This window comes from bacterium, assembly GCA_040755795.1.
Classification (GTDB): domain Bacteria; phylum UBA9089; class CG2-30-40-21; order CG2-30-40-21; family SBAY01; genus JBFLXS01.
Genome location: JBFLXS010000040.1, coordinates 1 through 11123 on the forward strand (window position 1 = coordinate 1; position 11123 = coordinate 11123).

Sequence of the window (11123 nt, forward strand, 5' to 3'; positions counted from 1 at the left end):
GATATTTAATCCTCGCTTCTTCTTCACTCCTCCCTAATCCTCTTAATACTTCTTCGCTTGATACCCATTTATGTATTTTCTTCATTCGAATATAATCATTATAACTACTCCATCTATATCTTTCTAATTTCTCTACCATCCTCGCACGAATTGGATTTAAGTGGATATAAAAACTTAAACCTTGCCAATAACTCTCCTCACCTACAAGAATACCCTTATACCGTCCTTGAAATAAATGTCCTCTTCTATCGTGCCTCCGATTGTAATAGACACTATATGCTGTTTGCAACCATTGTATTGCCTTAGAAAGATTTGCCTCCTTTGTTCGCACAAGTAAATGATAATGATTCGACATTAGCACAAAAGCAAATATCTCTAATCCATATTTATCCACACTCTTCTCAAGATAGTCTAAAAATCGATGATAGTCATCTTCAATACGAAATATCTCCTGTTGAGCCACCCCTCTGGACATTACATGATATATTGCACCTTGATATTGTATTCTCCATGATCTTGCCATAATAACTTTTATAATAACATAATCTTTTCTATTTTGTCAAGTTAATTCTGCTTTCGAGGTCTGACCCCAATTCTACCCTGACCCCAATTCTACCCCCCCTTTCCCTGCTTTCCCAACAAGTCCTAACCCAGGGATAAACATTAACTCATCCCATGTAGATTCAAGTTCAGGCTCTTCCGGGCATAGTCCAAATGAATCTATCCAGTTAATCGGGTCATTATAACAGTACATATAGGGATGGAGGTCTTGGGGAATATCTATCATCTCTGGGACTATAAAATCAGGAGATATAGTATCCTCAAGAATATCTTCCAATGGTACTGGCAATGTCTGTAACACTACTGATTCTAATATTGGATCTTTTGTTATAAACCTCCCTATCTTCGGGTCATAGTATCTGGCGCCGAAGTAATATAACTTACTTTCTGGGTCATATTGTTTCCCCGTGAAGGAGTTATAGTTATATTTACCAATGTAGCCTTGCTTTACCTCTCCAAATGCATCGTAGTCATAAGAAGTTAGAACATTTCCTGCTCTATCTGTGATATCTCTTATACTTCCTAATCCATCGTGATGGAAGAAAGCGGTGAATAATCCTCCCATGACTAAATCCTTTGATACAAGCTGGTCATTTGCATGGATATACTCGGCTAATGGAGTGGCAGTAAAATAATCATACTCCATAAACTCTTTCTGCCCATCCCAGAGATAGATTGTTATTTCCTTTCCTACCTGCCTGGCTAACCTTCTGCCAAAACTATCATAATATTAGATTGTCAAAGAGCAATTAAGAGAAAAAATCAAACTTGAATTGGAGTTAACAATTCACAATTCAAGATGCGACCCTTCATGGTTCCCAATTCAAGATGCGACCCTTCATGGTTCCCGACCCTTCATGGTTCCCGACCCTTCATGGTTCCCGACCCTTCATGGTTCCCAAGATGCGACCCTTCATGGTTCCGACCCTTCATGGTTCCAGATGCGACCCTTCATGGTTCCTCGACCCTTCATGGTTCCTACATTCACGGTCTGACCCTAATCCCTATACTTTTTCTTGTCAACAAGCCTCTCACGGTCTGACCCTAATTCCTCTTCCTAATTGGCTTATCATCTTCTTTCAACAAATCAATTCCACTTTCTGTAGCAATAAATTCATATTCTTCACATACTTCAGGATATGTTTCTAATTCTTCCCCAGTTTTTTTGCGTTTATTTAAATAATCCATTAATTCATTTAAAGTTGGTTCATATTGTGGATTATTTTTGTATCTGCATGCAAGCAATTTTTGCTCGCATAAGTTTATAATTGCAGTAAACAATTTCTTTTCTTCTCCCTCAGGAATAAGAGAAATTAAAATAAATAACTCCTCATACCCACATTTACAATCTTCAATGATTTTATATTCAATATCTGACAGCATCACATTCCTCCTAAATCATGGAAAATGTTTCTCATGTGGAAAAGGATGTGGGTGTTTTGGTTTTCCTTTTTTATTTGTTCCAGTAGGTGTTTTTTTGTGGATACCTATTTCTTCACCCGTCTTCTTATTTCTCCACAACTCTCGACTACTATCTCCATCTTTTGGCTGACTTGGGTCAAATTTTTCACCTATTTTCTCCCAATCATCTGGATTTTGTTGAAAATCCTTCCACTTTTCTCCAATACTTCTATCCTGCTGAGGATACTTAGGCGATTCTGCTTGTTGAGCTAATCCAAGTAATGAGGATAAAAACTCTTTTGGAAAAAGCAAAGCAAGAAAGCCTAATCCAAACTCAGCCAACCAATCTTCTATTATAACCTCATCTTCTGGACTTATCGGACATAGTCCCCACAGGTCTATCCAATTTATCGGGTCATTATAGCAATAGATATACTTATGTAAATTAGGTGGAAAGTAGACATTGCCAGTGTATGGATCTTTTGTTATAAACCTCCCTATCTTCGGGTCATAGTATCTGGCGCCGAAGTAATATAACTTACTTTCTGGGTCATATTGTTTCCCCGTGAAGGAGTTATAGTTATATTTACCAATGTAGCCTTGCTTTACCTCACCAAATGCATCGTAGTCATAAGAAGTTAGAACATTTCCTCCCTTATCTGTGATATCTCTTATACTTCCTAATCCATCGTGATGGAAGAAAGCGGTGAATAATCCTCCCATGACTAAATCCTTTGATACAAGCTGGTCATTTGCATGGATATACTCGGCTAATGGACTGGCAGTAAAATAATCATACTCCATAAACTCTTTCTGCCCATCCCAGAGATAGATTGTTATTTCCTTTCCTACCTACCTGGCTAACCTTCTGCCGACACCATCATAATATTAAATTGTCAAAGAGCAATTAAGAGAAAAAATCAAACTTGAATTGGAGTTGACAATTCACAATTCAAGAGGCTGTTGACAAGAAAAAGTATAGTCCCTTTGATGAGGAAGAAGTTTTAATGTATGTATAACTCTATTAAAATAAAGCACTTGAGAGGTTACACTTAAATTTACATGGATTTATTCACACATTCATCTATCAAAACATTGATTATAAATAAAAATTTGCACCAGCATTGCATTCACTCCAAGTCCTTAATTCTCAAGAGGTTGTGTAATATTCACCCCCGTTATACCGCTGAAAAGATATGTCAACAGCCTGTCAAGATGCGACCCTTCATGGTTCCGACCCTTCATGGTTCAAGATGCGACCCTTCATGGTTGACCCTTCATGGTTCCGCGACCCTTCATGGTTCCGACCCTTCATGGTTCGACCCTTCATGGTTCCCTTCAAGGGTTGGCCATTTAGTCCCTTCTTCTGAGTCCGACCCCAACCGAGTCTCTACCTATTCCACCCCTACCTCCAATATCAGCAAAATTCCCATTATTAGACAAAGAATGATCACTATCCACATTGATATATATCTGTATAATCCAGTAGATTTAGTGAGAAAAAAGTCATCAGGATCAGGGGAAGAAACGAGGCCCCATCTATACGATAATCTGAACCATCCTCTCTCCAATTGTTCCACTTTTTTACGAAAAATTATTACACCAATTACTATCAGAACCCAAAGTAATCCAACAATCTGATGTATCTTCATTTTTCACCTCATTGAACATTAGGAAATGGTCCAAAGACATAAAATATTGTCCCTGAACCTCCCCACATAGATGGAAATCCGCCTCCACCACCAAATTCTCCGAACCATCCTCCACCTTGACCAAAAGAATACCCTCCTTGACCCGCAAAGCCAGCTGTGCCTTGTAGCCCAATAGTCCATCCTGGCACAGGGTCACTCGTAGAGCCTGTCAGTGAAAGAGCAAGTCCTGGGGGCATGATTCCACCACCAACATATGGGAAAAATGTTCCATCTGGAGTCACCATATATCCACCTGTTACACCTAATCCCATCCATAACATCACTGAAATATTAAAATCAATATACCCTCCATATTTCTCACCACAATATCCATAAGGGTCAATATAGACTATTGGATTGTTATAGCAATACATATACGGATGTGTATTTTGTGGGTTCATTACGCCTTCTGTAATGATAAATTCAACAATAACAGGATGGACTCCATTTACAATCCTTTCATCTTCAGGTGTGCAAGTCCACGGATCCTTAGTTATAAACATCCCTATTTCCGGATCATAGTATCTGGCGCCGAAGTAATATAACTTACTTTCTGGGTCATATTGTTTCCCCGTGAAGGAGTTATAGTTATATTTACCAATGTAGCCTTGCTTTACCTCTCCAAATGCATCGTAATCATACGAAGTTAGAACATTTCCTGCTCTATCTGTGATATCTCTTATACTCCCTAATCCATCGTGATGGAAGAAAGCGGTGAATAATCCTCCCATGACTAAATCCTTTGATACAAGCTGGTCATTTGCATGGATATACTCGGCTAATGGACTGGCAGTAAAATAATCATACTCCATAAACTCTTTCTGCCCATCCCAGAGATAGATTGTTACTTCATTACCGACTTGTCTGGCTAACCTCCTACCATATCCATCACAATAGTAATTAACCTGTGGCTGTGAACCCTTACTTACTCTTATTAGCCTGTTCTCATAATCGTAGGTATAAGTAATAGTCCCTTGCGGTGTTAGCTTTTTAATTATATTACCATTATTATCATAACCGTAGGTAGTGCTTCCTGCTTGAATAAGTCTGTTTGCATCATCATATATGTAGGTAATAGTTCCCTGCTCACTCACCATCCTTTCACGATTACCTGCATCATCATAGGTATAATCAGTAAAAGTTTGGTCAGGATATTTCACATGTGTCAACCTGTATAGGTCATCATAAGTATAACTTGTTGTCCCCTTATTGGTGAACATATAAGTTCTATTTCCTACTTTATCATAATCATAACTAAAGAAAGATATAGTTCCTGCCTGGTTTTTATTTATCAATTGTGTTAATCTGTTTAAATTATCATAGGTATAAGAAACTTTTACTAAATTAGGATAATTTACCTCTTCTATAGTCCCTACTGGATTGTAGGTATATGAAATTGTACCTTTGTTATCCTGTAAGACTAAATTAGTTAATCGATTTGCTGAATCATATTCGTATCTAAGTGTCCTTCCATATGGGTCAGTAAGGCTTATTCTATTACCTACATTGTCATAGCCGTATTTTACTTTAAGAAAATCTGCAAAATGTGTTTCAGTACCTAATCTGTTTAATTCATCATATTCATACCAGGTATTAAAATAAAAATCCTGCATCCTGGTTAAATTCCCTACCGGGTCATATCCATAATTTACCTCTTGAGTATCTGGATATATTATTGAACTTAGTCTATTTACTTCATCATAAATGTAGTTAATTGTATTTTGATTAGCGTCTTTTTTATATTTTAGATTACCTACTTCATCATATTGGTACTCATTAGTATTAAGTAATGGGTCAAGACTATATCTTAATCGATTTAAGGCATCATATTGATATTCTGATGTATGTCCATTGGCATCTGTAATAAATCTTAAATTACCTACCTCATCATATTCATAGCCAGTCTTTAAGTCTCTACCATCTAAAACCTGTGTTACTGTTCCAGGTCTATTTAATACATCATACTCATATCTGGTAATATTCCCTTCTCCATCTATCATCTTAGTTCTATTTCCTACCGGGTCGTATTCAAATGTAGTAATACCTGGCTCCTTAGGTCCTGGTCCATCCGGGTCTTCAGAAATTACCTTTATTAATCTATTTAATGAATCATATTCATAATTAGTAATATTACCATTCGCATCGGTCATACTAATTTTATTTCCTTCTGTATCATATTCATAGGCAGTAGTAATAGCTAATCCTTGTGGGTCAATAATTACAGTCTTAAGTCGATTAACAATATCATATCCATAAGTAGTCAATTCACCATTTGCACCAGTCATACTTATCCGATTACCTACTCCATCGTATTCGTAATGAGTAGTACCATTATTCCCTGGATATATAATATCTGTTAATCTATTACAATTATCATAGACATATTGAGTAGTATTTCCCTTTGCATCGGTCATACTTATTCTATTGCCAACATCATCATAACTAAATTGAGTTACATAATTTAATACCTCATATCCTTTTATTATTCTCGTAAGGTCTCCCCATTCATTCTCATATTCATACTTTGTTTTATTGTGTTTAGCATCTATCATCAATATGCACTGTCCATACTCATTATATTGATATTCGGTCTGATTCCCTAACGGGTCTGTTACAAAAATTAAATCACCTGTATTATCATTATAGGTAAATGTAGTAGGAGGATGTATGGGGTCGTCAATCGAAGTAATAAAATTATAGATTGGGTGATATGTAACATTAGTAATTTGAGTATCAAATGGTGGAGGAGGGGTTATGCTGGTTATATTGCCCATAGAATCATAACCCATATTAGTGATATTCCCATTTGCATCTTTAACCCATATCTTATTTAAATCCGCATCCCAGCCAAATTCCTGAATATTGTTTAAGGCATCAATAATCTTAGTTATTAATTTACTCCCATTATAATAATATTCCGTATTATCTCCTTTTGAGTTTGTAACTACAGTTTTGTTATTCACAGGGTCATAAGATAAACTCACCTTGTAATTATTTCCAGCACCTTTTGCCTCAGTTACCCTATCATTATCATAATGATAAGTGAAATATATAGAATTTAAGTTTGCATCTGTTTTCTCAGTAAGATTATGATTTAGATATGTATATTTAGTCTCATTACTTTCCTGGTCAATAACTTTGAATAGGTCATCTCCTTCATAAATATAAGATATCTCTTTTCCCATATTATCTCTAATTAATTTGATATATTCTTCAGGATTATATTCAATATCAATAAACCTGCCTGATGAACTGGTTATTCGAGTAAGTTTATTATCAGTGTAGGTAAGAGTTATCTGGTTGTCATTCCTATCTATTATAGAAGTTAACTTACCATTTGAATCGAAATTATATTCAGTAGTATCCTTTTCTCGTAAAGTATATGTATTATCTATGTTCTTTGTTAAAGTAGAATGGATTCCAGGAGGTGGGAGATAAGTATCATTTTGTTTAGTGAATACAATCCACCTACCAGTTTCATCTACAACTACCACAAAATTATCATTATCCTTTGAATTCTTTTCACTAAATTTTGGCATTTGTGGTGGGGGCTGAGAGTGATATGTTACATAGAACTTTAGCACGCCAGCCATTGGATCTTGAGATTTGAATAAAAGATGCATATTATAACTATGAGTCCAACCATACCCAAATGGCCCAATATCATTACTTCTACTATTGTATGTTCTATTAAATTTAATATGAAGATTTCTACCAGGTAATAACATATCTTTAGAAGTCATAATCATATTACCATTTGTAATATTTATTGGCTCAAATATCAAGGCATTTCTATCATCGAGAATACCAAAGATAGGATTTTCGGTATCCATAAACACTATCCCTCTTACTTCATCATTTTTAATGGTAAAAGGAGGAGAATAAGCCTCTAATACTATACGAAAATATGTTCCATTACCCATTTGTTCATAGGTGAAGAAATGGAAAGTATGAATGACCCACTCTGCTATCGGAACATCATAAATTATATCTTCATAATACCATCCGTCACCTTCCATCCATACCTTTATGTAATTATCCACTTCGCTACAATCTTCACTAAACTTAACCATTACCGTGACATCAATTTGCCATTCAGAGACTATTTTAACTTCACTTATATACCTTGTTATCCAACATCCTCTTTCCTCTTCACTAAAACACTCTTTTGTTGGCAAATAAAGTATTGATATTAATAATACTAACAATAAAGATACAAATTTCCTCATTTTAATATTCCTTAACCTTATATAGCACTTATTAGTCAAAATTTAAGATAGAAGGGCGGTTCGATGTAATACCCTCTATTATTGGATCTTATTACCCACATCTTTTAAAAACCACGAAGGACACGAAGAGCACAAAGATTTTATAAAACAAATCGTTGTAGACCTTCTTTTAAATTTTCTACATTAAAGTTTAATTTTTGGGATTGACTCCGGCAATATAAAGTTTAAATTTATTTCTCTTTTCCTTCAGATCTCGCATAAAATGGATGAAAAAAACATATCCTCCATCCTTGCCTTATGTCAACAGCCTGTCAAGGTCTGCCCCTAATCCCTATTTTAATCCTGTCTTACCCACCTTCGTCTTAATATGCTCGTCAATATATCTAATTCCTTTTCTTTTATAGACATCAGCGGTGCGGATGGCGCGAATTTGGGCGGCTATTTCACCGACCAATTGTTTATCAATCCCTTTAACCTTTATTTTAGTAGCTTCAGGGGTTTCAAAGGTAATTCCTTCTGGTGGAGTAATGATTACCGGATGAGAGAAGCCTATTTGTAGTTTTACATTTTTACCTTCAAGGATAGCCTTATAACCTACCCCTTCAATTAATAAAGTTTTCTCAAAGCCTGTTTTTACTCCCTCAACCATATTTTTAATTAAACTTCGTGTTAATCCATAAAGGGCTTTTTCTTTTTTATCATCAGGAATGGTGCTTTTAACTAAAAGTTTATCTTCCTTAATTTCTATGGTCATTGTAGCTGGAAATATCCACGATAATTTACCAAGAGGTCCCTGGACGGTAATATTTCCGTTATCCATATTAACTTTTACATCCTTAGGCACATTTATTGGTGCCTGTCCTATTCGCGACATTGGACATTACTCCTTTTCTACTTTTTACCACACATAGCAAAGGATTTCTCCGCCGAGCCCGAGTTTTTTACACGCATTATCCGTCATCACTCCTTTTGATGTGGAGATAATAGCGATTCCTGTGCCAGCTAATACTTTTGGAAGATTGTCTTTATCCACATAGATTCGTCGTCCTGGTTTACTGATTCTTTTCAAATCAGTTAAAACTCTTTCTTTTTTGGGACCATATTTTAAGTAAATTCTAATAATGCCTTGTTTATGGTCTTCAACAAATTTATAAGATTTAATGAATTTTTCCTTTTTGAGAACAGTAGCAATTTCAGTTTTTAATTTTGATGCCGGAATATCAACTTTTTCATGACCAGAATGATTAGCATTACGAATTCTGGTTAACATATCGGCAACAGGGTCTGTCATACTCATTTTTTATACTCCTTATTTTTTGGTAATTGGTAACTGGTAATTGGTAATTAGTTACCATTTAACCGATTACTTACTTAATTACCAGCTGGATTTAATGAGACCTGGTATTTTACCTTCTCTGCCTAATGTTCTGAGGCAAATGCGGCACATACCAAATTTGCGTAAATATCCTCTTGGCCTACCACATATTAGACATCTATTGTGGACTCGCACTTTAAATTTAGGAATTCTTTTTGATTTTTCAATCATTGCCTTTCTGGCCATAGAATTTTTTCCTCACTTTCTAAATGGCATTCCAAGAGCTTTTAGAAGTTCCTTTGCCTCTTCATCTGTTTTCGCTGTTGTAACGATACAAATATTCATCCCCCGCACTCTTTCTATCTTATCATAATTTACCTCAGGGAAGATAATTTGTTCACGAACGCCGAGGGTATAATTTCCTCTTCCATCAAAGGAATTAGATGGTGTTCCTCTAAAATCCCTAACTCGTGGTAAAGCGATGTTGACTAACCTATCATAAAATTCATACATTCTTTGTCGTCTTAGTGTTACCATACATCCTACCGTCATCCCGGCTCTTAGTTTAAAACCCGCAATTGATTTTCTTGCGGATTTTTTAACTGGTTGTTGTCCTGATATTATGGCTAATATCTCCATAGCCGAGTCTAATGCCTTGGGATTAGCATTGGCATCTCCAACACCCATATTAATTACAATCTTTTCTAATTTAGGGATAGCTAATTCATTTTTATAGCCAAATTTTTCCTTTAATATGGGAATTACTTCTTTTTCATATATATCTTTTAACCTTGACATAAATTACCCCATAAGTAAAACAGTGTTCACTGAGCACTGTCTATTTTACTTTTGTAACACTTTAGCCATCTGAAATTTGTGTAAGTTAAGGAGAAAGGGAGAAAAAGGAAAATTGGAGAAATATTCTTATTCATCTTTTTCTAATTCTATCCTTCTTACATCAATCTTATAATCTGCAAAGTTCACTAAGTGAACATTGATACAAGCAGCAATGATTTTATCAGTTAATTCATCTTCTCTCCATTTCTCCATATTCCCCTTTTCTCCTTTGTTACACTTCATTTGGGTAAATAGTTACTTACTTTTTATCAACAACTTCCTCACATTTTTTACATACCCTGACTTTTGAGCCATCATCCATGACTAATCTACCTAATCTTGTTGGTTGATTACAATTAGGGCACACAAACATTACCCTGGATACAGGAATGGAGGATTCGCGAGTTATTACTCCACCTATTTGTTGTTTTTGTGGATTTTTTCGTGTATGTCGTTTAACGAAGTTAATTCCTTCGACCATTACTCTATTCTTTTGCGGAAACACATGCAACACTTTGCCTTGTTTCCCATTATCTTTACCCGCAAGGATTGCGACTGTATCTCCTTTTTTAATAAAAACTTTATTCATTAATACCTCCATAGACAGTGAAGAGTATATAAATTTACTGTTCACTGACTACTTTTCTAAACTACTTCTGGAGCCAATGTAATAATTTTCATAAAATCTCTACTTCGTAATTCTCTGGCTACGGGTCCAAATATTCTGGTTGCGCGTGGATTTTTTTGTTCATCAATAATGACGGCGGCATTATCATCAAATCTAAGATAAGAACCATCTTTTCGTCTTGTTTGGTTTGTTGTGCGAACAATTACAGCTTTAACAACATCTCCTTTTTTAATAGGAGATGTTGGTATAGCTTCTTTAACCGAGGCAACAATTATATCACCTACATAGGCATATCTACTCTTAGTGCCTCCTAATACCTTGATGCACATTATTTTTCTTGCGCCTGAATTATCGGCTACCTCTAAACGAGTGCGTGCCTGAATCATAGTTTCTCCTCAAAATAAGGAAGTAGAGAGTAGAGAGTAGAGAGTAGAAAGTAAAGAAAACATCACTCCTCACGC

The 11123-nt window shown here is 35.6% G+C and carries 12 protein-coding genes; all 12 read right to left on the minus strand.

The genetic code is table 11. The features are described from left to right. Nucleotides 1–523, minus strand: a 523-nt coding sequence (locus AB1414_04615) for a transposase (GenBank protein ID MEW6606728.1), incomplete at its 3' end; no start/stop codon positions are given. 72 nt (nucleotides 524–595) lie between these two features. Beyond that, on the minus strand, nucleotides 596–1207 hold the full coding sequence (locus tag AB1414_04620; protein MEW6606729.1) for an RHS repeat-associated core domain-containing protein: 612 nt from the start codon (nucleotides 1205–1207) through the stop codon (nucleotides 596–598). A 398-nt stretch (nucleotides 1208–1605) separates the two neighbouring features. Beyond that, a complete protein-coding gene (locus AB1414_04625; GenBank protein MEW6606730.1) occupies nucleotides 1606–1944 on the minus strand; it encodes a hypothetical protein in 339 nt (112 codons plus the stop codon). A 15-nt stretch (nucleotides 1945–1959) separates the two neighbouring features. After that, a complete protein-coding gene (locus AB1414_04630; GenBank protein MEW6606731.1) occupies nucleotides 1960–2766 on the minus strand; it encodes an RHS repeat-associated core domain-containing protein in 807 nt (268 codons plus the stop codon). A gap of 856 nt (nucleotides 2767–3622) precedes the next feature. Then, nucleotides 3623–7882, minus strand: coding sequence for a DUF6531 domain-containing protein (locus AB1414_04635; GenBank protein MEW6606732.1), 4260 nt, complete (start codon nucleotides 7880–7882; stop codon nucleotides 3623–3625). A 331-nt stretch (nucleotides 7883–8213) separates the two neighbouring features. Next, nucleotides 8214–8756 (minus strand): 50S ribosomal protein L6, encoded by a 543-nt coding sequence (rplF, locus tag AB1414_04640; protein MEW6606733.1) that lies wholly within the window; start codon nucleotides 8754–8756, stop codon nucleotides 8214–8216. Between the two features lie 24 nt (nucleotides 8757–8780). Continuing rightward, nucleotides 8781–9179, minus strand: a complete 399-nt coding sequence (gene rpsH, locus AB1414_04645; protein MEW6606734.1) for a 30S ribosomal protein S8 — start codon at nucleotides 9177–9179, stop codon at nucleotides 8781–8783. A 78-nt stretch (nucleotides 9180–9257) separates the two neighbouring features. Next, nucleotides 9258–9443, minus strand: a complete 186-nt coding sequence (locus AB1414_04650) for a type Z 30S ribosomal protein S14 (GenBank protein MEW6606735.1) — start codon at nucleotides 9441–9443, stop codon at nucleotides 9258–9260. Between the two features lie 12 nt (nucleotides 9444–9455). Next, complete coding sequence (gene rplE, locus AB1414_04655; protein MEW6606736.1) at nucleotides 9456–9995, minus strand: 50S ribosomal protein L5; 540 nt, start codon at nucleotides 9993–9995, stop codon at nucleotides 9456–9458. A gap of 126 nt (nucleotides 9996–10121) precedes the next feature. Then, nucleotides 10122–10247, minus strand: coding sequence for a hypothetical protein (locus tag AB1414_04660; GenBank protein ID MEW6606737.1), 126 nt, complete (start codon nucleotides 10245–10247; stop codon nucleotides 10122–10124). Between the two features lie 46 nt (nucleotides 10248–10293). Then, nucleotides 10294–10623 carry a 50S ribosomal protein L24 gene (rplX, locus tag AB1414_04665; GenBank protein MEW6606738.1) on the minus strand — a complete coding sequence of 110 codons (330 nt, stop codon included), beginning with the start codon at nucleotides 10621–10623 and terminating at the stop codon, nucleotides 10294–10296. A gap of 56 nt (nucleotides 10624–10679) precedes the next feature. After that, nucleotides 10680–11048, minus strand: a complete 369-nt coding sequence (gene rplN / locus AB1414_04670; protein MEW6606739.1) for a 50S ribosomal protein L14 — start codon at nucleotides 11046–11048, stop codon at nucleotides 10680–10682. Nucleotides 11049–11123: the final 75 nt, after the last annotated feature.

What these genes read in the sequence shown, in the direction of transcription:
- AB1414_04620 (MEW6606729.1), bottom strand. Translation starts at nt 1,207, where the DNA reads ATGGAGTATGATTATTTTACTGCCACTCCATTAGCCGAGTATATCCAT.
- AB1414_04625 (MEW6606730.1), bottom strand. Translation starts at nt 1,944, where the DNA reads ATGCTGTCAGATATTGAATATAAAATCATTGAAGATTGTAAATGTGGG.
- AB1414_04630 (MEW6606731.1), bottom strand. Translation starts at nt 2,766, where the DNA reads ATGGAGTATGATTATTTTACTGCCAGTCCATTAGCCGAGTATATCCAT.
- AB1414_04635 (MEW6606732.1), bottom strand. Translation starts at nt 7,882, where the DNA reads ATGAGGAAATTTGTATCTTTATTGTTAGTATTATTAATATCAATACTT.
- rplF (MEW6606733.1), bottom strand. Translation starts at nt 8,756, where the DNA reads ATGTCGCGAATAGGACAGGCACCAATAAATGTGCCTAAGGATGTAAAA.
- rpsH (MEW6606734.1), bottom strand. Translation starts at nt 9,179, where the DNA reads ATGAGTATGACAGACCCTGTTGCCGATATGTTAACCAGAATTCGTAAT.
- AB1414_04650 (MEW6606735.1), bottom strand. Translation starts at nt 9,443, where the DNA reads ATGGCCAGAAAGGCAATGATTGAAAAATCAAAAAGAATTCCTAAATTT.
- rplE (MEW6606736.1), bottom strand. Translation starts at nt 9,995, where the DNA reads ATGTCAAGGTTAAAAGATATATATGAAAAAGAAGTAATTCCCATATTA.
- AB1414_04660 (MEW6606737.1), bottom strand. Translation starts at nt 10,247, where the DNA reads ATGGAGAAATGGAGAGAAGATGAATTAACTGATAAAATCATTGCTGCT.
- rplX (MEW6606738.1), bottom strand. Translation starts at nt 10,623, where the DNA reads ATGAATAAAGTTTTTATTAAAAAAGGAGATACAGTCGCAATCCTTGCG.
- rplN (MEW6606739.1), bottom strand. Translation starts at nt 11,048, where the DNA reads ATGATTCAGGCACGCACTCGTTTAGAGGTAGCCGATAATTCAGGCGCA.